The sequence below is a fragment of the Pseudomonas sp. UBA2684 genome, assembly GCA_002354655.1.
Lineage (GTDB): Bacteria > Pseudomonadota > Gammaproteobacteria > Pseudomonadales > Pseudomonadaceae > Aquipseudomonas.
Map to the genome: position 1 here is coordinate 79,182 of DELY01000010.1, position 26,673 is coordinate 105,854.

General features: G+C 64.1%; 26 protein-coding genes and 1 other RNA gene. 12 read left to right on the forward strand and 15 right to left on the reverse strand.

Annotated elements, in window-relative coordinates; translation table 11 throughout:
- Positions 1 to 61: 61 nt before the first annotated feature.
- The 3 genes from argE to B3M58_RS05305 form a co-directional block, all read right to left on the reverse strand.
- On the reverse strand, positions 62 to 1,213 hold the full coding sequence (gene argE, locus B3M58_RS05295) for an acetylornithine deacetylase (protein ID WP_296217523.1): 1,152 nt from the start codon (positions 1,211 to 1,213) through the stop codon (positions 62 to 64).
- Between the two features lie 125 nt (positions 1,214 to 1,338).
- A complete protein-coding gene (locus B3M58_RS05300; RefSeq protein WP_296217524.1) occupies positions 1,339 to 2,604 on the reverse strand; it encodes an inorganic phosphate transporter in 1,266 nt (421 codons plus the stop codon).
- A 39-nt stretch (positions 2,605 to 2,643) separates the two neighbouring features.
- A complete protein-coding gene (locus B3M58_RS05305) occupies positions 2,644 to 3,321 on the reverse strand; it encodes a TIGR00153 family protein (protein WP_296217525.1) in 678 nt (225 codons plus the stop codon).
- Between the two features lie 112 nt (positions 3,322 to 3,433).
- Here B3M58_RS05305 and B3M58_RS05310 point away from each other — a divergent pair, with 112 nt between their 5' ends.
- From B3M58_RS05310 to B3M58_RS05335, 6 genes are all read left to right on the forward strand, one after another.
- On the forward strand, positions 3,434 to 4,798 hold the full coding sequence (locus tag B3M58_RS05310; protein WP_296217526.1) for an inorganic triphosphatase: 1,365 nt from the start codon (positions 3,434 to 3,436) through the stop codon (positions 4,796 to 4,798).
- Positions 4,799 to 4,914: 116 nt separating this feature from the next.
- A complete protein-coding gene (locus B3M58_RS05315) occupies positions 4,915 to 6,699 on the forward strand; it encodes a GspE/PulE family protein (RefSeq protein ID WP_296217527.1) in 1,785 nt (594 codons plus the stop codon).
- A gap of 101 nt (positions 6,700 to 6,800) precedes the next feature.
- On the forward strand, positions 6,801 to 7,757 hold the full coding sequence (locus B3M58_RS05320; protein WP_296217528.1) for an SPFH domain-containing protein: 957 nt from the start codon (positions 6,801 to 6,803) through the stop codon (positions 7,755 to 7,757).
- Positions 7,758 to 7,760: 3 nt separating this feature from the next.
- Positions 7,761 to 8,210, forward strand: a complete 450-nt coding sequence (locus B3M58_RS05325; RefSeq protein WP_296217529.1) for an NfeD family protein — start codon at positions 7,761 to 7,763, stop codon at positions 8,208 to 8,210.
- Positions 8,207 to 8,797, forward strand: coding sequence for a GNAT family N-acetyltransferase (locus tag B3M58_RS05330; protein WP_296217530.1), 591 nt, complete (start codon positions 8,207 to 8,209; stop codon positions 8,795 to 8,797). Before B3M58_RS05325 ends, B3M58_RS05330 begins: the two co-directional genes overlap by 4 nt.
- Before the next feature lie 80 nt (positions 8,798 to 8,877).
- Positions 8,878 to 9,177, forward strand: coding sequence for a DUF2388 domain-containing protein (locus B3M58_RS05335; protein ID WP_296217531.1), 300 nt, complete (start codon positions 8,878 to 8,880; stop codon positions 9,175 to 9,177).
- A gap of 107 nt (positions 9,178 to 9,284) precedes the next feature.
- On the opposite strand, the gene gcvP is transcribed toward B3M58_RS05335, so the two are convergent.
- From gcvP to B3M58_RS05385, 10 genes are all read right to left on the reverse strand, one after another.
- On the reverse strand, positions 9,285 to 12,161 hold the full coding sequence (gcvP, locus tag B3M58_RS05340) for an aminomethyl-transferring glycine dehydrogenase (RefSeq protein ID WP_296217532.1): 2,877 nt from the start codon (positions 12,159 to 12,161) through the stop codon (positions 9,285 to 9,287).
- A gap of 116 nt (positions 12,162 to 12,277) precedes the next feature.
- On the reverse strand, positions 12,278 to 12,664 hold the full coding sequence (gcvH, locus tag B3M58_RS05345; protein WP_296217533.1) for a glycine cleavage system protein GcvH: 387 nt from the start codon (positions 12,662 to 12,664) through the stop codon (positions 12,278 to 12,280).
- A 100-nt stretch (positions 12,665 to 12,764) separates the two neighbouring features.
- On the reverse strand, positions 12,765 to 13,847 hold the full coding sequence (gene gcvT, locus B3M58_RS05350; protein WP_296217534.1) for a glycine cleavage system aminomethyltransferase GcvT: 1,083 nt from the start codon (positions 13,845 to 13,847) through the stop codon (positions 12,765 to 12,767).
- Between the two features lie 219 nt (positions 13,848 to 14,066).
- A complete protein-coding gene (locus tag B3M58_RS05355) occupies positions 14,067 to 15,683 on the reverse strand; it encodes an ABC transporter permease (RefSeq protein WP_296217535.1) in 1,617 nt (538 codons plus the stop codon).
- 168 nt (positions 15,684 to 15,851) lie between these two features.
- Positions 15,852 to 16,853 carry an extracellular solute-binding protein gene (locus B3M58_RS05360; RefSeq protein ID WP_296217536.1) on the reverse strand — a complete coding sequence of 334 codons (1,002 nt, stop codon included), beginning with the start codon at positions 16,851 to 16,853 and terminating at the stop codon, positions 15,852 to 15,854.
- Positions 16,854 to 16,990: 137 nt separating this feature from the next.
- Entirely contained in the window at positions 16,991 to 18,208 is a 1,218-nt protein-coding gene (locus B3M58_RS05365) for a 2-octaprenyl-3-methyl-6-methoxy-1,4-benzoquinol hydroxylase (protein ID WP_296217537.1), read from the reverse strand.
- A gap of 9 nt (positions 18,209 to 18,217) precedes the next feature.
- The gene (locus B3M58_RS05370) at positions 18,218 to 18,700 is read right to left on the reverse strand and encodes a DUF4442 domain-containing protein (protein WP_296217538.1); all 483 of its coding nucleotides are present in this window, start codon (positions 18,698 to 18,700) and stop codon (positions 18,218 to 18,220) included.
- Between the two features lie 3 nt (positions 18,701 to 18,703).
- Complete coding sequence (gene ubiH, locus B3M58_RS05375) at positions 18,704 to 19,888, reverse strand: 2-octaprenyl-6-methoxyphenyl hydroxylase (protein ID WP_296217539.1); 1,185 nt, start codon at positions 19,886 to 19,888, stop codon at positions 18,704 to 18,706.
- Positions 19,889 to 19,893: 5 nt separating this feature from the next.
- Entirely contained in the window at positions 19,894 to 21,228 is a 1,335-nt protein-coding gene (gene pepP / locus B3M58_RS05380; RefSeq protein WP_296217540.1) for a Xaa-Pro aminopeptidase, read from the reverse strand.
- A 34-nt stretch (positions 21,229 to 21,262) separates the two neighbouring features.
- Complete coding sequence (locus B3M58_RS05385; protein ID WP_296217541.1) at positions 21,263 to 21,817, reverse strand: YecA family protein; 555 nt, start codon at positions 21,815 to 21,817, stop codon at positions 21,263 to 21,265.
- A 146-nt stretch (positions 21,818 to 21,963) separates the two neighbouring features.
- Here B3M58_RS05385 and B3M58_RS05390 point away from each other — a divergent pair, with 146 nt between their 5' ends.
- The 4 genes from B3M58_RS05390 to B3M58_RS05405 all read left to right on the forward strand — a co-directional run bounded on the left by B3M58_RS05390 (position 21,964) and on the right by B3M58_RS05405 (position 23,341).
- Complete coding sequence (locus B3M58_RS05390; RefSeq protein WP_296217542.1) at positions 21,964 to 22,173, forward strand: TIGR02449 family protein; 210 nt, start codon at positions 21,964 to 21,966, stop codon at positions 22,171 to 22,173.
- Positions 22,170 to 22,484: a cell division protein ZapA gene (locus B3M58_RS05395; protein ID WP_296217543.1), complete on the forward strand. Its 315-nt coding sequence runs from the start codon at positions 22,170 to 22,172 to the stop codon at positions 22,482 to 22,484. The genes B3M58_RS05390 and B3M58_RS05395 overlap by 4 nt, the downstream gene beginning before the upstream one ends.
- Before the next feature lie 33 nt (positions 22,485 to 22,517).
- Positions 22,518 to 22,696, forward strand: a non-coding RNA gene (gene ssrS, locus B3M58_RS05400) — 6S RNA.
- Positions 22,697 to 22,744: 48 nt separating this feature from the next.
- Entirely contained in the window at positions 22,745 to 23,341 is a 597-nt protein-coding gene (locus B3M58_RS05405) for a 5-formyltetrahydrofolate cyclo-ligase (RefSeq protein ID WP_296217544.1), read from the forward strand.
- Positions 23,342 to 23,394: 53 nt separating this feature from the next.
- On the opposite strand, the gene B3M58_RS05410 is transcribed toward B3M58_RS05405, so the two are convergent.
- On the reverse strand, positions 23,395 to 23,526 hold the full coding sequence (locus tag B3M58_RS05410; RefSeq protein WP_296217545.1) for a hypothetical protein: 132 nt from the start codon (positions 23,524 to 23,526) through the stop codon (positions 23,395 to 23,397).
- A 200-nt stretch (positions 23,527 to 23,726) separates the two neighbouring features.
- On the opposite strand from B3M58_RS05410, the gene B3M58_RS05415 reads away from it, so the two are divergent.
- Both B3M58_RS05415 and B3M58_RS05420 read left to right on the forward strand, forming a co-directional pair.
- Positions 23,727 to 24,176, forward strand: coding sequence for an EVE domain-containing protein (locus tag B3M58_RS05415; RefSeq protein ID WP_296217546.1), 450 nt, complete (start codon positions 23,727 to 23,729; stop codon positions 24,174 to 24,176).
- A 51-nt stretch (positions 24,177 to 24,227) separates the two neighbouring features.
- Positions 24,228 to 26,078, forward strand: a complete 1,851-nt coding sequence (locus B3M58_RS05420; RefSeq protein WP_296217547.1) for a sensor domain-containing diguanylate cyclase — start codon at positions 24,228 to 24,230, stop codon at positions 26,076 to 26,078.
- Here B3M58_RS05420 and B3M58_RS05425 read toward each other — a convergent pair.
- Positions 26,075 to 26,482, reverse strand: a complete 408-nt coding sequence (locus B3M58_RS05425) for a flagellar basal body-associated protein FliL (RefSeq protein ID WP_296217611.1) — start codon at positions 26,480 to 26,482, stop codon at positions 26,075 to 26,077. The genes B3M58_RS05420 and B3M58_RS05425 overlap by 4 nt on opposite strands.
- Between the last annotated feature and the right edge of the window lie 191 nt (positions 26,483 to 26,673).

The following is a 26,673-nucleotide window of genomic DNA, read 5'->3' on the forward strand; positions in this document are numbered from 1 at the left end:
CGTCGCAGTTGGGGCAACATCACGCGTGTTCTCCTCCAGAGGGCAAAGGCCGCACACCAGTTCATGGGGCCGGGCCCAAACAATAATGCTGAATCAATTCACGCAATAGACGCACCGTCGGCTCAAGGCGTGACATATCCAGGTACTCGCCGGGCTGATGGGCGCAATCAATATCGCCGGGCCCCAGCACCAGGGTCTCGCAGCCAAGCTGCTGAAGATAAGGCGCTTCGGTGCCGAATGCCACCGCAGCGGCACTGTGCCCGGTCAAGCGCTCCGCGACACGCACCAGTTCGGCATCGGCGGCTTGCTCGAACGGCGGCACACAGGGAAACAACGGCGCGAAATCGATCGTCACCTGATGCTGCTCGGCCAGCGGCTGCAGCTTCTGGCGGATCGCCGCGCGGAGCATCTCCGGGGCCATGCCGGGCAATGGCCGCAGGTCGAACTCCAGCGAGCACTGCCCGCAGATGCGGTTGGGGTTGTCGCCGCCATGGATACAGCCAAAGTTCAGGGTCGGTTGCGGCACACTGAACTGCGGGTTGTGGTACTCGCGCTGCCATTGCGCGCGCAGGCCGCGCAGTTCGAGCATCACGTCCTGCATGGCTTCCAGCGCGCTGTGGCCGAAGCGCGGATCGGAGGAGTGCCCGCTCCGCCCGAGGATGTCGATGCGCTCCATCATCACGCCCTTGTGCAGGCGGATCGGCTTGAGCCCGGTCGGCTCGCCGATCACCGCGGCGCGTCCCAGCGGGCGGCCAGCGTCGGCCAGGGCGCGGGCGCCGGCCATCGAGCTTTCCTCGTCACAGGTGGCGAGAATCAGCAGTGGCTGCTGAAAGCGCTGACTCAGCAAGGGCTGCACAGCGTCGATGACCAGGGCGAAAAAGCCCTTCATGTCGCAACTGCCAAGGCCCACCCAACGGCCGTCGACTTCCGTGAGCTTCAGAGGGTCGGTCTGCCACAACGCGGCGTCGAACGGCACGGTATCGCTGTGCCCGGCCAGCACCAGGCCGCCGGGGCCGCTGCCGTAACTGGCGAGCAGGTTGAATTTGCCCGGCGTGACTTCCTGCACCTCGCAGGCGAAGCCAAGGTCGCCGAGCCAACTCGACAGCAACTCGATCACCGGACCATTGGACTGATCCCAGTGCGCCTGGGTGCAACTCACCGAAGGCGCGGCGATCAGCGCGGCGAATTGATCTTTGAAGGAAGGCAGGGGCATCGGTCATCTCCGCAAGCGAGGCCCATCATAGGGGCATCGCCGGCAGAGATAAAACCGTGAAGGACTTTCTTAGAATCTGTTTACGCTCTTGCAGGGCCGAGGCGCAGCAGATCGTAGAGAGGTTCTTAGAGGAAGATGCCTCGCAGGATAAAGAAGAAGATGATCGACAGGCCTGCACCCGCTGGCAGGGTGATGATCCAGGACATGAAAATCGAACCGATCACGCCCAGGTTCAGCGCACCGATGCCGCGGGCGATGCCGATACCCAGGACCGCGCCGACCAGGGTGTGGGTGGTGGACACCGGCAGGCCGATGGCCGAGGCGCCGACCACGGTGGAGGCGGTGGCCAGCTCGGCGGCGAAACCACGGCTCGGGGTCAGCTCGGTGATTTCCTTACCGATGGTGGCGATCACCTTGTAACCATAAGTGGCCAAGCCGATGACGATACCCACGGCCCCCAGAAGTAGCACCCAGCCAGGCACTGCAGATTTGGCGCCAATGCTCAGGTCGCCGCCGGACTGGATCACCCCGACGATGGCCGCCAGCGGACCGACGGCGTTGGCCACATCGTTGGCACCGTGGGCGAACGCCATCGCACAGGCGGTAAATACCATCAGCACGGCGAAGACCTTCTCCACGCTGGCGTAGTGGAATTCCTTGTCGGCTTCTTCATCGATCGTGATGCGGCTAAGCAGCGCAATACCCAACAACATCACCAGCGCACCAACGCCGGCGGCCAGCAGCAGGCTCTGATTGCCGTTGAGATCCAAGCCAATATGCTTGAGCCCCTTGGTCAGGGTCATGATCGCCACCATAAAACCGGTGGCAAACATATACAGCGGCACAAAGCGCTTGGCATTGAGGAACGGGTTATCGGTGTTGATGATCAGCTTCTGCACGCTCATAAACAGGCCGAAGGCAACCAGGCCCGAGAGCACCGGAGTCACCACCCAGCTGGCGACGATCGGGCCGACGGCAGACCACTGCACCGCTTCCATCGACACGCCCACGGCGGCAAAACCAATCACCGCGCCGACAATCGAGTGCGTGGTGGATACCGGCCAGCCACGGCTGGTGGCGATCAACAGCCAGGTGCCGGCCGCCAACAGCGCCGACATCATGCCCAGCACCATCAGGTCGGGCGTGATCATCGTGGCGTCGACGATGCCATTCTTGATGGTTTCGGTGACTTCGCCGCCGGCCAGATAGGCCCCAGCAAACTCGAAGACCATGGCGATCATGATCGCCTGCTTGATGGTCAGGGCTTTGGAGCCCACCGACGTGCCCATGGCGTTGGCCACATCGTTGGCGCCCACACCCCAGGCCATGAAAAAGCCGAAGAGACAGGCAAGCAGCAGCAATACGAGGCCGTAGTCCGCGATTAGAGACATAAATAATTAATCCGTAGATTCCAGAAAGGACACTGGCGCTTAGCGCGCCAGCAGTTGTTCCAGTCGGTTACCGACACGTTCGGCACGATCGGCTACGTCGCCGATCCATTCGATGATCTTGTAGAGGAACATCACATCGACAGCGGGAAGGTCCTTTTCCAGTTTGAACAGCGCACGACGGACTTCGATCTGCATCTTGTCGGTGTCGCGTTCGATTTGTTCGAGCTCCATGACCATGGATTCGACCAGCGCCGCTTCACGGCCACCAAAGCCGGTTTCCAGCAGCTCATCCAGTTCGTTCATGGCTTTCAGCGCCTGGGCGCTGGCATCCACGGTGCGCTGCACAAAGGCCCGCATCAGCGGCTGCAGAGCCTGCGGGATGGCCATTTCGCGGCCGAGCATGAGGCCGGCGATGTCCTTGGCGCGGTTGGCAACTTTGTCCTGTACACTCAGCAGCTCAAGCAGATCCGAGCGCGGCACCGGCAGGAACAGGCTCTTGGGCAGGTGCAGGCGCACACTTTTCTTGAGCTTGTCGGCTTCGCCCTCAAGCCGCGCCATGTCTTGCTGAACCTGCTCCACCTTGGCCCAGTCCTCGGCCATTACGGCTTCGAAAAAAGGCACCAGATTCGCCGCGCACTCATGGGCTTTGGCGAAGTGCTGCTGCATCGGCCCGATGGGCGAGCGGCCAAACAGGCTGGCAAATGGATTGACTGGCATAGGGTGAACCCCGGTTTTAAGAAGGCGGCAAGTATACGGATCGCTTCCTATGCTCGCCAGCACGTGTCATCGGTCTGTCACAAATTCATAGTAGGCGCTTAAGCTCACCATTATGGTCAAAGAAACCGAAATCAAACTGCGCGTTAGCCGCGACACCCTGGCCGCCCTGCGCGAGCACCCGTTGCTGAAAAAGCGCAACAAGAGCGGCTGGGAGCAGCGCGAGCTGTTCAACCAGTATTTCGACACGCCGCAGCGCGACCTGGCCCAGGCCAAAGTCGCCCTGCGCCTGCGCCGCGACGCCGATCAGTTCATCCAGACCCTGAAGACTCGCGGGCACAGTGTCGCCGGCCTGTCCGAACGCAATGAGTGGGACTGGTTTCTGGATAAAGCCAAGCTGGACCTGAAGAAACTCGACGACAGTTGCTGGCCGGCGGCGCTGGCCGAGTTGGACAAGAAGCAACTGAAACCGATCTTCACCACCGACTTCGTCCGCCAGCGCGCCGAGATCGCCTGGGGTCGCGGCAAGAGCAAGGTGGTGATCGAAGCCGCGCTGGACCTCGGCAAGGTGCTCGCCGGCGACCAGGAAGAAGAAATCTGCGAACTGGAGCTGGAGCTGCGCCAAGGCGAACCCGAAGCGCTGCTGGAGCTGGCCAGCGAACTGGCTGCCGACCTGGCGCTGATGCCCTGCGACATCAGCAAGGCCGAACGCGGCTACCGCCTGTTCGATGCCAACAGTTACGCCCTCAGCCTGCCCGCCCCCGAATTGCACACCGAGACCAGCCTGGACGACAGCGTCGCGGCGCTGGCCTGGCACTTGCTCGGCAGCAGCCAACGTCTGGCCGAGCAATACCGCTTCAATGGTCACTGGCGCTTACTCAACGACTGGCTGGAGCAACTGATCGACCTGCGCGCGCTGCTCAGCAGCCTCGGCCAGGCCGCCCCGCGCGCCAGCAGCAGCGAACTGCGCCAGGGCCTCGACGCCCTGCTGCACGATTGGCGCCCGCGTGTGCACGCCGGGCAGCAAGACGAGGCGGCGCGCAAGCTGGCGCCCGCGCAATTCGCCGCCGAACTGGCCGACACACGCTGGGGCCAATTCTCGCTGAACACCTCACGCTGGCTGCTGGCCCGCGGCTGGACCGTAGCCCGCAACAACCGCGGCAATCGCCAAGGCGCTGCGGTACTCGGCAACTGGTTGCCGACACTGCTCGGCGAAGAGGGCCGCACCCTGCAACTGATCCGCTACCAGCAACAGCCGGAAGACCTCGCCGAACAGCTGCCGCGCATCGAGCGTCTGCTGGTCTGGCTGCGCCTGGCCCGTGGCGTGCTGGACGTGGCGGAAGTCGACCGGCTATACGGCGAGCTGAGCAAGCTCAGCGAGCTGGCCAACCGCGCCATCGACCCCGAGTCATTGGCTGCGCGGCAAGCTCAGGCCCATACTGTGGCATCGCTCAAGGCCTGGAGAGCGCTAACGCGTTAAGCTGCAAGCGAACCCGTCTATCGCTACAGCGCTTTTCGTAGGAGCCAGGGGGACGCCTAGTCCTGGCTCCTACCGGTTGAGGCGTGCAGCCGGTAGCCACGACCTTAGGGAGTCCCATGTCCGCATTAGCCTCGCCCACCACGGATCGTCCACTGGACCTCAACGACCTGCTGCGCGAGCTGGTCGCCCAGGGTCGGGTCGATCAGGACAGTGCCGAGCAATGTCTGGCGATTCGCCGCAGCGCAGCCAACCCGCAACAGCATCCCCTGGAGTTTCTCGCCGCCCAGCAACTGGATGATCGCGGCCGTGCGGGCAAGAAGTTCGACTTGGAAAGCCTCACCGTGTGGCTGGCGGAGCTGGCCAAGCAGCCCTACCTGCGCATCGACCCGCTGAAAATCGACGTGGCCGCCGTCACCCCGCTGATGTCCTACGCCTTCGCCCAACGCCACAAGATTCTCGCCGTGGCGGTGGCGCCGGATGCGGTGACCATCGCCAGCGCACAACCGTTGGTGCACAGTTGGGAAGCCAACCTGACGCATGTGCTCAAGCGCCCGATCAAACGCGTGGTGGCCAACCCGGCGGATATCCAGCGGTTTACCGTGGAGTTCTACCGCCTGGCCAAATCGGTGATCGGCGCCAGCGCCGGCGACGCGAAGATCAGCGGCGTCGGCAACTTCGAGCAACTGCTCAACCTCGGCGCCCAGGATCAGGAACCGGATGCCAACGACGCGCACATCGTCAATATCGTCGACTGGCTGTTCCAGTACGCCTTCCAGCAGCGCGCCAGCGATATCCATATCGAACCGCGTCGCGAACAGGGCAGCGTGCGCTTTCGCATCGACGGCGTGCTGCACACCGTCTATCAATTCCCGCCGCAGGTGACCATGGCCATCGTCAGCCGCCTGAAGAGCCTGGGGCGGATGAACGTCGCGGAAAAACGTAAACCGCAGGACGGCCGGGTCAAGACCAAGACCCCGGACGGCGGCGAAGTCGAACTGCGCCTGTCGACGCTGCCGACCGCCTTTGGCGAAAAGATGGTGATGCGGATTTTCGACCCGGAAGTGCTGCTGAAAAGCTTCGATCAGCTGGGCTTCTCGCCGGACGACCTGAAGCGCTGGGCCGACATGACCGGCCAGCCCAACGGCATCATCCTGGTCACCGGCCCCACCGGTTCGGGCAAGACCACCACGCTGTACACCACGCTCAAGCAGCTGGCGACCGCGGAAGTCAACGTCTGCACCATCGAAGACCCGATCGAGATGATCGAAGGCGCCTTCAACCAGATGCAGGTGCAGAGCAATATCGACCTAACCTTCGCCAGCGGCGTGCGCGCGCTGATGCGTCAGGACCCGGACATCATCATGGTCGGCGAGATCCGCGACCTGGAAACCGCCGAGATGGCGATCCAGGCGGCGCTCACCGGGCACCTGGTGCTCTCCACCCTGCACACCAACGACGCGCCCAGCGCGATCACCCGCCTGCTCGAACTGGGCGTGCCGCACTACCTGCTCAAGGCCACCCTGCTCGGCGTCATGGCTCAGCGTCTGGTGCGCACCCTATGCCCACATTGCAAAACGCCGCACGATCTCAACGAAGATGACTGGCAGAGCCTGACCAAACCCTGGAACGCCCCGTTACCGAGCGGTGCACACAAAGCCGTGGGCTGCCTGGAATGTCGCGACACCGGTTACCGGGGCCGCGCCGGGGTCTACGAAATCATGCAACTCAACGACGCGATCAAACCGCTGATCAGCGCCGACACCGACCTGGTCGCCCTGCGCCGGCATGCCTTCAAAGACGGTATGCGCAGCCTAAGGCTGTCTGGCGCACAGAAAGTTGCCGCCGGACTGACTACCATTGAGGAGGTTCTGCGCGTCACCCCGCAAAGCGAACAAAAGTAAATCCAGGGCATACCGACCGAACCACGGTTTGTCCGCGTGATCGTCACGGTGGCCACGGCGTTATCCTGCCCACCTTACAACCCAATGGAAATGGAGTTTTTATGGAAATCGGCAGCGTTATCTTTCTCTTTGTCGGCCTCGCCGTGGCCGTGGTCTTCATGGGCTTCAAGGTGGTGCCGCAAGGCTTCGAGTGGACGGTGGAACGCTTCGGCCGCTACACCAACACCCTCAAGCCGGGCCTCAACATCATCGTCCCGGTGATGGACCGCATCGGCCGCAAGCTGAATGTCATGGAAAGCGTGCTGGATATTCCGCCGCAGGAAGTGATTACCGCCGACAACGCCACCGTGCAGATCGATGCGATCTGCTTCTTCCAGATCATCAATTCCGCCCAGGCGGCCTACGAGGTGAACAACCTCGAGCATGCGATCCGCAACCTGGTGATGACCAATATCCGTACCGTGCTCGGCTCCATGGAGCTGGACGCCATGCTCGGCCAGCGCGACGCGATCAACGAGCGCCTGCTCAAGACCGTCGATGAAGCCACCGCGCCCTGGGGCATCAAGATCACCCGTATCGAGATCAAGGACATCAGCCCGCCGGCTGACCTGATGGCCGCCATGTCCGGGCAGATGAAGGCCGAACGCATCAAGCGCGCGCAAATCCTCGAAGCCGAAGGCCTGCGCGCCGCCGCCATCCTCACCGCCGAAGGGCAGAAGCAGGGCGACATCCTCAAGGCCGAAGGCCAGCGCCAGGCCGCCTTCCTCGAAGCTGAAGCCCGCGAACGCGCGGCCCAGGCCGAAGCGGAAGCCACGCGCATGGTCTCCGACGCCATTGCCAGCGGCAACGTGCAGGCGGTCAACTACTTCGTCGCGCAAAAGTACATCGAAGCCCTTGGCCAGTTGGCCAGCGCCAACAACAGCAAGGTGATTCTCATGCCGCTGGAGGCCAGCCAGGTGATTGGCGCAGTCGGCGGTATCGGCGAAATCGTCAAAGCCACCTTTGGGGGGACCGCCTCAGGTGGGACCGCCTCGAACGCAGGCAAGCAAAAGGGTTAAGCGATGTGGGACACCTTGCAACACCTGTCATTCTGGAACTGGCTGGCCGTCGGTACGCTGCTGCTGATCCTCGAAGTATTCGGTGCCGGCGGCTACCTGCTGTGGATCGGCGTGGCGGCGGCCAGTGTCGGCGTGCTCACCTACCTGCTGCCGGAGCTGCCGTGGACCGTGCAGTTCATCCTGTTCGGCGTGCTCTCGGTGTTGACGGCCGTGTTCTGGTGGCGCCGCCAACGCACCGCGGCCAAACCGTCCGACCAACCCGGACTGAACCGCCGCGGCAGCGAACTCCTCGGGCGCCAGTTCGCCCTGCATGAAGCGATTGTCAGCGGTCGCGGCAAGATCAAGGTCGGCGATTCGCTGTGGCTGGTGATCGGCCCCGACCTGCCGGCGGGCAGCCGCGTCCAAGTCATCGGCCAGGACGGCGTGCTGCTGAAAGTCGAAGCCTGCGCGTGAACACGCTGCACCTTGCGCCGCTGCCGGCGGCGCAGGACAGCGCCGCGCTCGACCTGCTCGATCGGGCCTTCGCCGCGGACCCGACACTGCGCTGGTACCTGTTCGCCGAGCGCCCTGGCTTCGCCCAACGGCGCCGCGACTACCTGGCGATCTACCAACGCTTTCATCGCACCAGCGGTTTGCCGACTGTCGCGGCCTGGCGCGACCAGCAGTTGCTCGGCCTGTGCCATTACAGCCGCGGTGGCGAGCAGCCCCACGCGGACAACCTGGCCTGGATCGCTCAAGCCATCAGCCGACACTGCGGCGAAGACTGCCTGAACCGGCTTGACCGGCTGCTCGCGGCCTTTGACCAACACATCGATAGCGCGGACTGCGCGCGCATCGAATTCCTGGCCGTGGCGCCCGGCCAACAGGGCCAAGGCATCGGCAGCGCCCTGCTGAGCCACTGCCTGCAAGACTGCGGCCGACCTGCTGCGCTGGAAACTGCCGAGCCACGCAACCTCAGGCTCTACCAACGCCATGCGTTTCAGCTGCGCGCCGAGCTGCACCTGGACGGTCTGCACCAGCACTACCTGCTCCACGTCTGATGCTGCCGGTCGGCTCATCGGAACCAGTATCGCCTGCCGACACTCTTAGCTTCACGACTCATCAACCGGAGTGCTTCAACATGCGTCGACTTGCCCCGCTATTCGTTGTCGCGTTGTCCCTGTCCGCCGTGCCGGCATTCGCCGATACCACGTTGCGCGACATCCTCTCGTCCGGGGCGACCACCGCCTCGACCTACCTGACCTTCAAGGATAAGAAGATGATCGTGCCGGCCATGGACGATGCCAGCAGCTTTGTCGCCAGTGGCGGCGAGATTCGCGGACCGTATCTGGAGGCCGCGCTGCTTCAGCTGCGCGCCGACAACCCGCAGTTGAACGCCAGCGATATGCAACTGGCCACCGCCCTGCTGGCCGCCGAGTAACGCGGCGTTCGAAAAATAGCGTGGCAGCACGCCGCTAACCCAGCCTACGGGGTGGCGGCGCGTTGCCCAGCAGCCACAGCACAAAAACCGCCCGCAGGCGGTTTTTTCTACTCGCGGTAGTCGTCCAAGGGCACGCAGGCGCAGAACAGATTGCGGTCGCCGTAGACGTTGTCCACCCGGTTCACTGCCGGCCAGTATTTGTGCGCGCGCGTGTGTGCGGTTGGGGCCACCGCCTGCTCGATGCTGTACGGCCGCTCCCAATGGCCGAGCACATCGGCCAGGGTGTGCGGCGCGCGCTTGAGCGGATTGTCCTCGCCCGGCCAGTCGCCGTTCTGCACCTTGCCAATCTCCCCACGGATGCTCAGCATCGCCTCGATAAAGCGATCCAACTCGTGCTTGGACTCGCTTTCGGTCGGCTCGATCATCAAGGTGCCGGGCACCGGGAAAGACATGGTCGGCGCGTGAAAGCCGTAATCCATCAGGCGCTTGGCCACGTCCTCCTCACTGATCCCGGTCAGCGCCTTGAGCGGTCGCAGATCCAAAATGCACTCGTGTGCCACCCGGCCGTTGCGCCCGCTGTAGAGCACCGGAAAAGCCCCCTGCAACTGGTTCGCCAGGTAGTTGGCGCCGAGGATCGCCACCTCGGTGGCGTCTGCCAACTGCGGGCCCATCATGGCGATGTACATCCAGCTGATCGGCAGGATGCTCGCACTGCCCCAGGGCGCGGCACTCACCGCGCCGTTCTCCGGGTTCGGGCCATGCAGCTCGATCACCGGATGATTGGCGACGAAGGGCGCCAGGTGCGCACGCACGCCGATCGGGCCCATGCCCGGGCCACCACCGCCGTGGGGAATGCAGAAGGTCTTGTGCAGGTTCATGTGCGACACATCCGCGCCAATATCCGCCGGCCGGGTCAGGCCGACCTGGGCGTTGAGGTTGGCGCCGTCCATGTACACCTGGCCGCCATGGGCGTGGATCACTTCGCAGATCTCGCGAATGCCTTCCTCGTAGACGCCGTGGGTCGAGGGATAGGTGGCCATCAGGCAGGCCAGCTGGTCGCCGGCCTCACTGGCTTTGCGCTTGAGGTCGGCGAGGTCGACGTTGCCCGCGGCGTCGCACTCGACGATCTGCACGCGCATGCTCGCCATCTGCGCCGAGGCCGGGTTGGTGCCATGCGCCGAGGCCGGAATCAGGCAGATATTGCGCTGGCTGTCGCCACGGCTCTGGTGGTATTTGCGGATCGCCAGCAAGCCGGCGTATTCGCCCTGGGCGCCGGAATTGGGCTGCATGCAGATCGCATCGAAACCGGTGATCGCGCACAACCAGCGTTCCAGCTCGTCGATCATCAGCGCATAACCCTGCGCCTGCTCGACCGGTGCAAAGGGGTGCAGGTTGGCGAACTCGGGCCAGGTGATTGGGATCATCTCGCTGCTGGCGTTGAGCTTCATGGTGCAGGAACCGAGCGGGATCATCGCCTGGTTGAGCGCCAGGTCCTTGTTCTCCAGCTGCTTGAGGTAGCGCAGCATCTCGGTTTCGCTGTGGTGGGTGTTGAACACCGGGTGCGTCAGGTAGGCGCTGCGGCGCGCCAATTCGGCGGGGATGCCCTCGGCGACGGTGCCGCTATCCAGTTCGGCGACGCTCAAGCCGTGGTCGGCGCCGAGGAAGATCGCGAACAGCTGCTCGAGCGTCTGCGCCGTGCAGGTTTCATCCAGGCTGACGCCGAGCTTGCCGCGACCGAGAATGCGCAGGTTGATCTGCGCCGCCTGGGCCGACGCAATGATCGCCGCCTGACTGCCGCCGACCTCCAGGGTCAGGGTGTCGAAAAAATGCCGGTTGTCGCGCTGAATGCCCTTCTGCGCCAGGCCGGCGGCGAGGAGCGCGGTCAGTCGGTGTACCCGTTGGGCGATCTGCTTGAGCCCCTGCGGGCCGTGATAGACCGCGTAGCAGCTGGCGATATTGGCCAGCAGCACCTGCGCGGTGCAGATATTCGAGTTGGCCTTCTCGCGGCGGATATGCTGCTCGCGGGTTTGCAGGGCCATGCGCAACGCGACATTGCCGCGCGCATCCTTGGACACGCCGATGATCCGCCCCGGCAGACCGCGCTTAAACTCGTCACGCGTGGCAAAGAATGCCGCATGCGGGCCGCCGTAGCCCATCGGCACGCCGAAGCGCTGAGCCGAGCCGAACACCACATCGGCGCCCAGCTCGCCGGGCGGGGTGAGCAGCAACAGGCTGAGCAGGTCGCTGGCGACGCAGGCCAGCGCCTGCTGCGCGTGCAGCTGCTCGATCAACGGGCGCAGGTCACGGATTTCGCCGTGGGTGTCCGGGTACTGCAGCAGCGCGCCGAATACCGAGTGCTCGCCGAGCGTCTCCACAGCGGCGATGACCAGCTCGAAGCCGAAGGCCTCGGCACGCGTGCTGACCACCGAGATGGTCTGCGGGTGGCAGTTCTCGTCGATGAAAAACAGGTTGCTCTTGCTCTTGGCCACCCGCTTGGCCAACGCCATGGCTTCGGCGGCGGCCGTGGCCTCGTCGAGCAGCGAGGCGCTGGCCAGCTCCAGGCCGGTCAGGTCGATGACCAGTTGCTGAAAGTTCAGCAGCGCTTCCAGGCGGCCCTGGGCGATTTCCGGCTGATACGGCGTGTAGGCGGTGTACCAGCCGGGGTTCTCCAGCACGTTGCGCAGAATCACCGTGGGCGTAAGGGTGGCGTGGTAGCCCATGCCAATCAGGCTGGTCCACAGCTGGTTCTGCGCGGCATAGCCCTTGAGCTTGGCCAGCGCGCCTTGCTCGTCCAGCGCGGGCGGCAAATCCAGCGGCCGGTTCAGGCGGATCGCCGGCGGCACCGTCTGCTCGATCAGCGCGGCACGGCTGGGCAAGCCAAGGGCGGCCAACATGGCCTGCTGTTCAGCGGCATCTGGGCCGAGGTGGCGACGCAGGAAGGCGTCCGGCTGCTGAAGCTGAAACAGGGAGGGCGTCACGGACATGGCAAGAGCCTCATAAAATGACAAAGCCTCGACAAGGCGAGGCTCTATCAGCTTAGGAAAAACTCAGCAAAGTGCGCGGCGGATCGTCGTAGGGAGGGCCTACAGCGCCACGCGAATTACGCGGCGTCGGCACTGGCCTTGTAGGCCGTGGCGTCGAGCAGCTTGTCCAGCTCCGTCAGGTCGCTCGGCTTGAGCTTGAAGAACCAGCTGCCGTAGGGGTCGCTGTTGACATTCTCCGGGCTGTCGGCCAGGCCGTCATTGATCGCGATCACTTCACCGCTGATTGGCGCATAGATGTCGGAGGCGGCTTTGACCGACTCCACCACACCGGCTTCCTGACCGGCGGCCAAGGTCTTGCCGACGTCCGGCAGTTCGATGAAGACCACGTCGCCCAAGGCTTCCTGAGCGTGGTCGGAAATACCCACGGTAACGCTACCGTCGGCCTCCAGGCGCGCCCACTCGTGGCTGGTGGCGTAACGCAGATCGGCGGGGATAGTGCTCATGTGTCGTTCCTCATCAGACATGACGGCGACCGCGCCGTCAGAAGAATTTAGCAGGCGCCAGCCATAAGGTGGACAGCGCGTTGAAAGAAACCGGCCAGCGTCAAATCAGCGCCTTGCCGTGGCGCACGAAGGTCGGTTTGACCACGCGCACCGGGTACCACTTACCGCGAATTTCTACTTCGGCACGCTCGCCGGTGGCAGCCGGCACGCGGGCCAGGGCAATCGACTTGCCGAGGGTTGGCGAAAAGCTGCCGCTGGTGATTTCACCGTCGCCCACCTCGGCCACTCGCACCACCTGATGCGCCCGCAGCACGCCGCGCTCCTCCAGCACCAAGCCAACCAGCTTGGCCTGAGCGCCAGCGGCGTGCTGCGCCTCAAGCGCAGCGCGGCCGATAAACTGTCGACTGGCGGGCGTCCAGGCAATGCTCCAGGCCATATTGGCCGCCAGCGGCGAGACGCTTTCGTCCATGTCCTGGCCGTACAGGTTCATCCCGGCTTCCAGGCGCAGGGTGTCGCGCGCGCCGAGGCCGATCGGGGAAATACCGGCGCCGACCAGGTCATTGAGAAACGCCACGGCCTGATCGGCCGGCAGCATGATTTCCAGGCCGTCTTCGCCGGTGTAGCCGGTGCGGGCGATAAACCAGTCGCCGTCGGGCAGCCCTTGGAAGGGTTTGAGTTCGTGGATCAGCGCGGCGCGCGCCTGGGTCACCAATTCGGAGGTTTTCGCGCGGGCGCGTGGCCCCTGGATGGCGAGCATGGCCAGCTCGCTGCGCTCGTGCAGCGCAACGGCGAAGGGGCCGCTCTGTTGGCGCAACCAGGCGAGGTCCTTGTCGCGGGTGGCGGCGTTGACCACCAGGCGGTAACCGTCCTCGGTGAGGTAGGCGATCAGGTCGTCGATCACCCCGCCCTGCGGGTCGAGCATGCCGCTGTACAGCGCCTTGCCGGGGCTGTGCAAACGCGCCACGTCATTCGCCAGCAGGTGTTGCAGATAGGCCTTGGCCTCGCGACCGCTGACATCGATCACGGTCATGTGGGAGACATCGAAGACCCCGCAATCGCGGCGGACCTGGTGGTGCTCCTCGACTTGCGAGCCGTAGTGCAGCGGCATATCCCAGCCGCCGAAGTCGACCATCTTGGCACCCAACGCGAGGTGCAGGTCGTAGAGAGGTGTGCGCTGTCCCATGGGTGCTCCTTCCGGGCTTGGCAAAGCTGCGAACCACCGCTAAACCCGGCTGAGCCGACTGCAACAGGGCACTGGCACGGGCTGTCGAAATGACCGGCCGCAGCGAATGGCGCGCATTGTAGCCGCAAGCCCCCGGCGGGTCATCTTGGGCGAAGGCATTAGCTGGCTGGCCACTGCTGGGTTTTGCTGCGCGCTACCCGCTCTGCGGCCTTGGCGCGCCTAGCCAATCCGCCGCGCGGAACGGCGGATCAGCCCGATAACCGGCAGCAGCCCCACCAGCACCAGGGTCAAGGCCGGCAACGCGGCGCGCGCCCATTCGCCCTCGCTGGTCATCTCGAACACCCGCACCGACAGCGTGTCCCAGCCAAAGGGGCGCATCAGCAGGGTCGCCGGCATTTCCTTGAGCACATCGACGAACACCAGCAGCACCGCCGACAGCACCCCCGGCACCAGCAACGGCAAATAGACCTTGAAGAACAGGCCGATACCGCCCACCCCGAGACTGCGCGAAGCCTCCGGCAGCGACGGACGAATACGCGCCAGGCTGTTCTCCAGCGGCCCGTAGGCCACCGCCAGAAAGCGGATCAGGTAAGCCAGCAGCAGCGCCGAGAGGCTGCCGAGCAGCAAGGGTTTGCCGGCGCCGCCCAGCCAGCTGGACAACGGAATCACCAGCTCGCGGTCGAGGTAACTGAACGCCAGCATGATCGCCACCGCCAGCATCGAGCCCGGCAAAGCGTAACCGAGATTGGCCAGGCCGACGGTCGAACGCATCAGCCGGGTTGGCGCCAACCGGCGGGCGAAGGCCAGCAACAGCGCCGCGCCGACGGTAATCAGCGCGGCCATGCCGCCGAGGTACAGGGTATGCAGGATCAGCGCAGCGTAGCGCTCATCCAGGTCGAAGCGCCCGCGCTGCCAGAACCACACCAGCAGTTGCAGCATGGGGATCACGAAACCACAGGCGAACACCAGGCCGCACCACGTGCTGGCGGCCAGCGCCTGGCCACCCTTGAGCTGATACAGCGCCTTGCCGCGCGGCCGCTCGTTGACCGGGCGCACCGCACCGCGAGCACGCCGCTCGCCATACAGCACCAGCATCACCGCCAACAGCAACAGGCTGGCCAACTGGGTGGCACTGGTCAGGCTGTAAAAGCCGTACCAGGTTTTGTAAATGGCGGTGGTGAAGGTGTCGAAGTTGAACACCGACACCGCACCGAAATCCGCCAGGGTCTCCATGATCGCCAACGCCAGGCCGGCGCCAATTGCCGGCCGCGCCATCGGCAAAGCCACCCGCCAGAACGCCTGCCAGGGGCTCAGGCCGAGCACCCGCGCGGCCTCCATCAAGCCTTTGCCCTGCGCCAGGAAGGCATTGCGCGCGAGCAGGTAAACGTAGGGATAGAACACCAACACCAGGACGATGATCACCCCACCGGTGGAACGCACCCTGGGGAAGCGCACGCCGGCACCGAACCAATCGCGCAGCAGGGTTTGCACCGGCCCGGCAAAATCCAGCAGACCGACGAAGACGAAGGCCAGCACGTAGGCGGGAATGGCGAACGGCAACATCAGCGCCCAATCCAGCCAGCGCCGCCCGGGAAACTCGCAGAGGCTGGTCAGCCAGGCCAGGCTGACACCCAGCAGGACAACCCCGACGCCCACGCCAAGCACCAGCACCAGGGTGTTGCCGATCAAGCGCAGCATCTGGGTCTGCCACAGGTGCGCCCAAATTTGCCGATCCACCTCGTGCCAGCTGAACAGCAAGACGCTCAGCGGCAGCAACACCAACAAGGCAATGGCAAACGCGATGGGGTACCAGCGACGCTGGGCAGGATGGGCCACGCAGAATCCTCAGAACGGAAAAACACAACGCCCCGGGCTGAGCCGGGGCGTCGAGTATAACGGCAGACGCAGGGCGGGTTGCGGCGCGGAGCGGCGATAGCCATCGTCACGTGGTGCGATGGCTATCGCTGCGCTCAACCCACCCTACCTGCTGGAGCTGGGCAGGCCTCAGTTCCAGCCAGCACGGTCCATCAGCATGATTGCTTCGGCCTGACGCTTGCCGGCGACTTCAACCGGGATGGCGTCAGCTTTGAAGCTGCCCCACGCGGTCACTTCGGCGGACGCCGGGACTTTCGGGTTGGCCGGGAATTCCTGGTTGAGGCCGGCGAACAGTGCCTGCGCCTCTTCGCCAGTCATCCACTCCAACAGCTTCTGCGCGGCATCGGCATGCGGCGCGTGCTTGGTCACCCCGGCACCGGCCAGGTTGACGTGCACGCCACGGTCGTCCTGGTTCGGCCAGTACGGCTTCACTTTCAGGTCTGGCTGCTGCTTGTGCAGACGGCCGTAGTAATAGGTGTTGGTGATACCTACGTCGCACTGGCCGGCGTCGATGGCCTGCAGCAGGGCGGTGTCGTCGGCGAACACGTCGGTGGCCAGGTTACCCACCCAACCCTTGACGATTTCTTCAGTCTTGGCCGCGCCATGGGTTTCGATCAGGGTGGCGGTCAGCGACTGGTTGTAGACCTTCTTACTGGTGCGCAGGCACAGGCGGCCTTCCCAGTTCTTGTCGGCCAGGGCTTCGTAGGTCGACAGCTCGCTCGGTTTGACCCGCTCGGTGGAGTAGAAGATGGTCCGTGCGCGCAGCGACAGGCCAGTCCAGCTACCGGTGCTGGAGCGGTACTGCGCCGGGATGTTTTCCTCGATGACCGCAGACTGCAGCGGCTTGAGCACGCCTTCCTGCTCGGCCTGCCAGAGGTTGCCGGCATCCACGGTGATCAGCATGTCGGCGGGGGTGTTTTCACCTTCGGCCTTGAGGCGGGCCAGCAACGGCGCTTCCTTGTCGGTGATGAACTTCACCGGTACACCGGTCTTGGCGGTGTAAGCATCGAAAACCGGCTTGATCAGCTCATCGATACGCGCGGAGTAAACCACCACTTCATCGGCGGCCTGCACAGCGCCTGCCAGCGCGGTGAGGGTGAGAGCGGCGAATAGACGCTTGCTTACCTGCATGATTCCTGCCTCTTGGTCAAAGGTGAGTTGTAAGACCAAATAGTAGTGAATGGCATTTAGCTTCTCAACTACTCTTCGCTCGATAGGTGTAACTCACCATTACCCGGGGCACGCTCTGCGCCGTCTACGGAGCCTCGCTAGGCGCGCGCCAACGCCGGTAAATCACCGGACAAGCCAAGCGCCTGACGGACGAACAACGCCTTGGCCTCGGGCAACTCGTCGACCCAATTGAGCCCAGCGTTGCGCAGCCAGCGCAGTGGCAGCGGATCGGCCTGGAACAGCCGCTCGAAACCCTCCATCGCCGCCATCATCGCCAGGTTGTGCGGCATGCGCCGGCGTTCGTAGCGGCTCAATACCCGCTCGTCGCTCAGCCGCTCGCCACGCGCCAGCGCGTGCAGCAACACGTCGGCGAGCACGGCGGCATCGAGAAAGCCCAGGTTGACCCCCTGCCCAGCCAGCGGGTGGATGCTGTGCGCGGCATCGCCGATCAGCGCCAGGCCGTCTTCGACGTAGCGCTTGGCGTGCCGCTGGCGCAGCGGGATGCACAGCCGGCGGTCGGCGTGCAGCACGCGCCCCAGGCGGTGCTCGAAAGCCTTGCCCAGCTCGCCGCAGAACGCTGCATCGTCCAGGCTCATCAACTGCTCGGCCTGAGCCAGCGTGGTCGACCAGACGATCGAGCACCAGTGCTCGCCATCCGCCGCCGCCAAGGGCAGGAACGCCAGCGGACCATCGTCGGTGAAGCGCTGCCAGGCCGTGGCCTGATGCGGCCGCTCGCAGCGCACACTGGCGACGATGGCGTGGTGCAGGTAATCCCACTCGCGAGTAGCGCAGCCGGCCAGCCGACGCACCGCCGAGTTGGCGCCATCGGCCGCCACCAGCAGGGGTGCACGCAACTGGCGGCCATCGGTGAGGGTCAGCAGCCAGTCGTCGCCGCTGCGGCGCAGTTGCTCCAGGCGCGCGTTGGCCAACAGGCCGATCTGGCTGTCGTGCAGACGCTCCAGCAGCGCATCCTGCACCACGCGATTCTCGACGATATGGCCGAGCGCCTCGGCATGCACGCTGGCCGCGCTGAAGTGGATCTGCCCGGTGCCGGAGCCGTCCCACACCTGCATCTCGCCATATGGACTGCTGCGCCGCGCGGCGATGCCCGGCCATACGCCCAGGCGTTCGAGCACGCGCTGGCTGGCCACCGACAAGGCGCTGACCCGCGGCTCGAACGGCGCGCACGGGTCGAACGGTTTGACGCTGAGCGGGCCACCGTCGACCAGAAGAATCTCCAGGCCACTGTCCTGTAGGGCCAGGGCCAAGGCGCTGCCAACCATACCGGCACCGACGATGATCAGATCCGCACGCATGTTGATTCCTTAAGCTGCCTGCCGGACGCGCGGTTTGAGCCGCACGTAGAGGGTCTTGTGCACCCGCGCCACCAGGGTTCCGGCACCGTCGCGCACCTCGACCTGCAACTCGGGTAAAGACTTGTCACCGCCTGCGGTCTGCGCGCGAATGCTACTCAGCAGACCGTCGTCGATAGTGAATTCGGCATACACCGGGCCTTTGCCGGGGGCGATGAAGTCGATGCTGGCGGCCTTGTCCCAGACGATGTAGTCGCGGCCGAGGTTCTCCATCAGCATCAGCATGAAAAACGGGTCGGTCATCGAATACAGGCTGCCGCCGAACTGCGTACCGACGTAGTTGCGGTTGTACCAGCCCAGGCCCATTTTGACCTGTACCCGGCGGAAGTCCGCACTGATCTGCCGCACCCACACGCCCGCACCGAGGTAGGGCGGGTAGATGTTCATGGCCCAACGAAGTAGCCGCGCCTTACGCGCCATGCGTTTTACCGGCATGCCCTAGCGCTCCGTGCGTGTGCCGAGGCCCATGGCCTGGCGGGCGAACCAGCGCTTGGCCGGCGGTAACAGATCGAGGCCAAGTAAGCCGAGATTGCGGCCGGCGCTGAGCAACGCTTGATTGCTGCTGAACAAGCGCGTGACCTGATCGGAAAAGCCCACGGTGAGTTGCTGATCGCCCTGCTGGCGTTGCAGGTAACCCTGTAACGTGGCGAAATCGCCCAACGGCGCGTTGCTGGCCAACAGGCTTTCGGCCAACGCCAGGGTGTCGCGCAGCGACAGGTTGTAGCCCTGCCCGGCAATCGGGTGCAGGCTGTGCGCGGCGTTACCGAGCACCACCAGATGCGGGCGCACCTGTTCCTGGGCCTCGACCAGCGCCAGCGGGTACAGGTGCCGCGCGCCGACCTGGCGCAAAGCGCCGAGGCGATAACCGAAAGCCTGCTGCAATTCGTCGAGAAAGCGCCCTTCATCCAGCCGCAGCAGGCGCTCGGCATCCGCGGCGGCGCGCGTCCAGACCAGCGCACAGCGATTGTCCGCCAGCGGCAGCAGGGCCATCGGCCCGTCCGCGGTAAAGCGCTCGAAGGCCTGGCCGCGATGGGCGTCCTGCGGACTGACGTTGGCGATCAAGGCGCTCTGCCCATACGGGGTGTGCGTCACGCCGATGCCCAACTGCTCGCGCAGGCCGGAGCGACCGCCGTCGGCGAGAATCGCCAACTCGCACTGTAGGCTGGATTCGTCGTTCAAGGTCAGCTGATAACCGGCCGGCAGCGCCTCCAACCGCGTGACTTCCGCCGGGCTGCGCCAACTGACCACCTGCTGGTCCAGCGCCTGCCACAGGCATTGGCCGAGCCAGGCGTTCTCCACCACGTAACCGAGCGCCGGCACGCCCTCCTCCCGCGCACTCAGGCGTGCCGCGGCGAAACGGCCACGGTCGGATACGTGAATCTGCTGAATCGGTTCGGCACGCTCGGCGATCCGCGACCACAGGCCGAGGCGCTGGTAAATTTGCCGGGAGCCATAGGACAACGCGGTGGAGCGCGCGTCATAGCTCGGCTGGTAGCCGGCGCCCGGGGCGAACGGCTCGATCAGGCTGATCTGCCAATCGCGAGCCTTGGCCTCAGCTTGCAGGGCCAGGGCCAGGCTGGCGCCGACCAGACCGCCGCCGATAATCGCGATATTCACCCGCATGGGCTTCAAGCCGCCTCGGTGCGTGCGGCCGCCATCAGCGCCTCGATCTCGGCAACGGTTTTCGGCGCCGCGGTGGTGAGAATCTCGCAGCCGCTCTTGGTCACCACCACATCGTCTTCGATGCGCACGCCAATGCCGCGCCATTTCTTCGCCACGTTGGGGTTGTCCACCGCGATATAGATACCCGGTTCGACCGTCATCGCCATGCCGACTTCCAGTACCCGCCATTCGCCGCCAAGCTTGTACTCGCCAACGTCATGCACATCCATGCCCAGCCAATGCCCGGCGCGGTGCATGTAAAACGGTTTGTAGGCTTCGCTGGCGATCAGCTCTGGCACATCGCCTTGCAACAGGCCCAACTCGACCAGACCGGCGGTAATCACGCGCACCGTGGCCTCGTGGGCTTCGTTCCAGTGTTTACCCGGGGCGATTTCCTTGAAGGCCGCCTCCTGGGAGGCCAACACCAACTCGTAGATGGCCTTCTGCTCCGCGGAAAAGCGCCCGCTGACCGGAAAGGTGCGGGTGATATCGCTGGCATAACAATCGATCTCGCAACCGGCGTCGATCAACACCAGGTCACCGTCCTTGAGCAGCGCATCGTTCTCGCGGTAATGCAGGATGCAGGCGTTCTTGCCGGCGGCGACGATCGAGCCGTAGGCCGGCATCTTCGCCCCGCCCTTGCGGAATTCGTAATCCAGCTCGGCTTCCAGGTGGTACTCGTACAGACCGCCACGGCTGGCCTGCATGGCCCGCACATGGGCGCGCGAGGAAATCTGCGCGGCCTCGCGCATCACCTTCACTTCCGCCGCGCTCTTGTACAGGCGCAGGTCGTGCAGCAGGTGATCGAGGGCGACGAATTCGTTCGGCGGCTGGGCGCCCTGGCGTGCCTTGGAGCGGATCACATTGATCCAGTCCATCAGGTGGCGGTCGAACTCCTGGTTGGTGCCCATGGCGTAATACACCCGCTCGCGGCCCTCGATCAGCCCCGGCAGGATGTCGTCGATATCGCCGATGGGGAACGCATCGTCGGCGCCATACTGGCCGATCGCGCCATCCTGGCCCGCGCGCAGGCCGTCCCACAGCTCACGCTCCGGGTCGCGCTCACGGCAGAACAACACGTACTCGCCATGCTCGCGCCCGGGAATCAGCGCGATTACCGCCTCCGGCTCGGGGAAGCCGCTGAGGTATTGGAAGTCGCTGTCCTGGCGGTACACGTGTTCGACATCGCGGTTGCGGATGTACACCGGCGCGGCCGGCAGAATGGCGATGCTGTTGGGTTCCATCTGCGCCATCAGCGCCTTGCGCCGACGGGCATATTCCGACTTGGGGATGCTGATCATGGGCAGGCTGGGTCCACTTCTAACGCGTGAATAATCAGTGCAGCGACGGCTTCGCCACTGGCGACAGCGGCTTGGCACACTCGCTGAACAGCAACAACGGGGCGACACGCAGGTATTCCATCACTTCCATATAGTCGCTTTCGCCGTCTTCCGACTCTTCCAGGGCATTCTGCACCTGGGCAATCGCCGACAGATCCTGCAGCACTTCCATGGCTTCGGCACTCAAGGCGGCATCGCGGGCGGTCAAGCCGAAGCCGCCAAGAAAACCCTGGCACCATTGGCCCAGCGCCGCAGCACGCTCGCTTAGCGGCGCCTCGTCGGACGGTAGCAGGAGCACCACGGTGACCTCGTCGCCGGACAATTCACCTTTGACCATTTCCTGCAAACCAATCAGCGCCTGGCGCACATTGTCTTGCGGCGCACTGCCGAGTAGCTCGGCGGCATCCACCAACCAGCTGTCGATCTCGAAGCCGGCACCGGCACAACTGCGGCCTAACAACAGGCCATGCAGCTCGGCGGGCGATACGGGTTGACCACTGCTGGCGAGCAGCGTGGCGAAAGCAGCATACGGAGAACTTGAAGTCGGCATAGATAACTAGGCGCCAGACGGCGCAATCACTAGAATGGAGGCCTCGTATCCTAGCACCGGCAGGCGCGCCAAGACCATCCAAGGGTTTGACCCCGGACGATCGCGCGCCTATATAGTCCGGTCAATCCTTGCCTTAGCGAGACCCCATGGAAGACGCCGATCTGCATGACCTTACGAGCAAGCTGGAGCTGCTGATCCAGCGCGTCGAGCAGCTCAAGGCTGACAACCGACTCCTCTTGGCGAATGAAAAGGCCTGGCGCGAGGAACGCGCCCATCTGATCGAAAAGAACGAAATGGCCCGGCACAAGGTCGAATCCATGATTTCGCGCCTGAAAGCCCTGGAGCAGGACTCATGACCCAGTCGAATACCGTAAGCGTCCATATCCTGGACAAAGAATATTGCATCGCCTGTCCGCCGGACGAACGCGCCAACCTGGAAAGCGCCGCGCGCTACCTTGATGGCAAGATGCGGGAGATCCGTACCAGCGGCAAAGTCATCGGCGCCGACCGCGTGGCGGTGATGGCGGCGCTGAATATCACCCACGATCTGCTGCACAAGCAACAGCACCTCGATCTGCAAGCCAGCTCCACCCGCGAGCAGGTGCGCGATTTGCTTGAGCGCGTCGACCATGCCCTGGCCGAAGATGCGGATGGCCAGCGCAGCTGATTGCAGCGCGGCGGATTCGGGTATACTGGCCGCCGCTCCCTGGAGTGTGCGCCAGTTGGTGATGTCCCTGAGCCGATACGCACAAACCCGGGGGTTGCATGTTGGGGCCGGTGTGCATGTCCGCCTGACGGAAAGCCTTAACGCCTCCTGCAACCTCCACCTTGAACTTTCGGGTTCAAGGGCTAAACCGACAGCGGCACGTCGGGGAGTCACTTCTTTTTGCCGATTGCCCGCCTCGCGGCATAGGCCCAGCGCCTGACATGCTCGACTCAACCACCTTGACCCGCGTGCAACTGCGCCGCCTGCTGCGGCAGAAGCGCCGCGCCCTCAACGCCCACGCCCAGCGTCAGGCCGCGCGCGGGCTGTATCGACAACTGGCGCAACACCCGCTGTTTCGCCGCGCCCAGCACATCGCCCTGTACTTGCCGAACGATGGCGAGATCGATCCCCGCCCGCTGCTGCGCGCCGCCCAACAACGTGGCAAGGCCACGTATTTGCCCGTTCTCAGCCCGTGGCCCCGCACCAAAATGGTCTTCCAACGCGTGCGCCCCGGGGATGCCTTGATCGCCAATCGCTTTCACATCCTCGAACCGCGGCGCAACCCGGCGCAGCAACGCACACTGCGAGCACTGGACCTGGTCTTGCTGCCCCTGGTCGGCTTCGATCGGCACGGCGCACGCCTGGGCATGGGCGGTGGTTTTTATGACCGCAGCCTGGCTTACCGCAGCATGCGCAAAAATTGGCACAAGCCGACTTTATTGGGCTTGGCGCATGAATGTCAGCAAGTGGATCGCCTGGCGCAGGCCAGCTGGGATGTGCCGCTCATGGCGACGGTGACGGACAAGGCCTGGTATTGAGGTGAGGCGAACGGCACCGCGGTCCCTGCGGCGCATAGACGAGCAAGCCGTAATTATGGCTGCTGGGATACGTTGATCGGTGCAGCAGCCTGGCGGTCCCACTGGCTCTGGGTGTAACCCGTGGTAACCACGCCCAGGCTAAACAGAACGACCAATACCCACAAAAGATCTGGTTTGCGTTTCATTGGATGCCTCCCCCTTCAAGGCACACTGCGCACGGTGGACCGGCGGCGGTTATTTTTATCGGCGGTACGACACTGCCTAGCGCAAAGGCCGGCATTGTCTGCCAGTCACGCTGGCCTAGCAATTTCTGGCGCCAAACGGTCGCCATCTGTGCGTACAGCCCTCAGTCCGTATCAGGGACCAACTTCACGGAGCAAAGTTCATGCCCACTTGGCTGATGAAATCAGAACCCGATGAACTGTCCATCCACGATCTGCAACGCCTCGGCGAGGCGCGCTGGGATGGCGTACGCAACTACCAGGCGCGCAACTTCATGCGCGGCATGCAGGTCGACGACTTACTGTTCTTCTATCACTCCAGCTGCCCCGAACCGGGGATCGCCGGTATCGCGCGCATCTGCCGGCCGGCCTATGCCGACCCCAGCGCGCTTGACCCGCACAGCCATTACTTCGACGCCAAGGCCAGCGCGGAGAAGAATCCCTGGAGCGCGGTCGACGTGGCGTTCGTCGACGCGTTCAAGCAGGTGATCACGCTGGCACAATTGAAGGCGCAGAGCGCGCTGCTGGAGCTGCCTCTGGTGCAGAAAGGCAGCCGCCTGTCGGTGATGCCGGTCAGTGCCGAGCAGTGGGCCGCGATCCTGGCCATGCGTTGAGTCAGTAGCGGCACTGTGCTATGAGGTAGGCGAACCCCGTGGAAATCGCTCATGCCGCAGCGCCTTCAGTCTCTCTGGCCCGCCCGCTTGGCGCTTGCAGCCTTATTGCTGAGCTTATGCCTGGCCAGCCTGTTGCTCTGGCAGCAGCTAGTGATCGGGCAGCAACAGCGCGTCGCCGAGCGCGTGAGCTATCAAGCGCGCAGCCTGGCCCGGCAACTGGAAAGCAGCCTGAACGACCAGGTCGACGGTTTGCGGCGCATCGCCCAGCTGTGGAATCACCGCGGGCGCATCCCCAAGGACGAATGGCGCCTCGACAGCCAGCTCTCCCTAAACCACTTCAAGGGCTACCAAGCCATCCAATGGCTGGGCGCCGATCTGCGCATGCGCTGGATCGAACCACTGTCAGGCAACGAAGCGGCGCAGAACTTCCGCCTGACTCCGACGCACCCCAACTTCAACCTGGCCATGCAGGCCAAGACCCTGGGCGAACCGCGCTTCTCCAATAGCTTTGCCCTGGTCCAGGGCGGCCATGGTTTCGTCCTCTACACCCCACTGTATATCCGTGATGAACAGGCTGAGCGGGTGTTCGACGGTTTTATGCAGGGCGTGTTTCGCGTCGAGCAATTGATGGATGAACTGCTGACCCACCTCGACAGCAGCGACTTCAGTGCCTACCTGTTGGAAAACGGCCAACCCATCTACAGCCGCGAACGAACCGATGCCCTCGACGGCTTGCAGCAGGAAGTACCGCTGCACCTGCTGAACAACCAGAGCTTTGCCCTGCAACTCAAGCCAAGCCAGCAACTGGTCGGGCAATTGACCACGCCACTGCCGGAGATCGTCCTCGGTGCCAGCCTGATCATCAGCCTGCTGCTGGTCGCCGCCCTGGCTCTGGCCCTGGAAAACGCCCGCCGCGCCAGCGCTCTGCAACTCAGCAACCGGCGCCTGAACCAAGAAGTCGGCCAGCGCGAGCAGGTCGAGCAGGTGCTGCGCGACAGTCGCGAGCGCCTGCAACTGGTGCTCGACCTGACGGACTCCAGCCGCGACGGCCTGTTTATCATCGACCCGCACAGCCGCGACATCCTGCACATGAACCAGGCCACCTACCGCAGCCTGGGCTATAGCGCCGAAGCCTTCAGCCAACTGCTCAAGCAAGACCCGGAACAGCTGTTGCCGGGCTTCAACAGCTGGCTCGACGGCGTACGCCAAGCGCACCAGGACAACCTCTCAATGATGTTCCAGCGGCAAATGCGCCGCCGCGACGGCAGTAACCAGGCCGCGGAAATCAGCGCGCAATTGGTGCTGCTCAATGGCCACGAATACCTGATCGGCGTGTCCCGCGACAACAGCGAGCGCCTGCAACTGGAGGCACAACTGCAACGCCTGTCGCAGCAGGATGGCCTGACCGGCCTGTACAACCGGCGCTTCTTCGACAACCAGCTGGCCAGCGAGTGGCGCCGGTTACGCCGCCAGGGCGCACCGTTGACCTTGCTGATGCTGGATATCGACTTCTTCAAGGCCTACAACGACCAGCTTGGCCACCTGGCCGGCGACGATGCACTGCGCCGGGTTGCCCAGGTCTTGCAAGATGCGCTGCAGCGCGAGGGCGACACGGCCTGTCGTTATGGTGGCGAAGAGTTCGCCATCATCCTCGCCAACACCGGCCTGGATGGCGGTAACCATGTGGCCGAACAGGTGCATCAGCGGCTGGCCGAACTGCACATCAGCCATCCCGCCAGCCCCCTCGGGCGCTTGAGCCTGAGCATCGGCCTGGCCTGCGTCGACCTCAGCGAAGAAATCCTCCCCGACACGCTGATCGCGCAAAGCGATCAGGCGCTGTATCAGGCCAAGCGCGAAGGGCGTAATCGAACCTGCGTGTGGCGCCCGGACAACCCGCGTTAGCGTTGCAGGATGAGGTTATTGAACAGCAGGTCTTCGACCAGCGGCTGCCCCTCTTCCTCGGTCAACACCTGCTGCACCTGCTTGAGCGCCTCTTGGCGCAGTTGCTCCTTGGCATCCGGCGCACTCAGGCCTTCCTCGGTTTGCTGGGAAAACAGCATCACCAATTGATTGCGAATCAGTGGCTCGTGATGGGCCACCTTGGCCTCGGCTTCAGGGCCGGTAACACGCAGCGACACGTCAGCCTTATAGAACTTCAACTTCGGCCCACTGCCGAAATTACCGACCAGTGCCGGCACCAGGTTGAGATAAGCCACCTGTGGGGCCGCGACTTTTTCCTCGTCCTCCTCGGCAAACGCCTGCAATGGCAGCGACAGAGCGAGCAGTAAAGCGATCAGAACATTCACAGGCATGGTATCTCCAGAAGATTGCTGCCTAGGGTCTGTTGCCGTTTCATTCGCGGCCGCGCCGGAGCCCGTTTTTGCGCGAGGCAAGGCATGAGACACGAAGTTTGGTTGTTCCAAATGAGTGTCGAGTAACGCCGCATCGCGCAAAAACAGGCCCGGCCCCTCGGGTTGCGCGAGAAATGGCCCCCGCT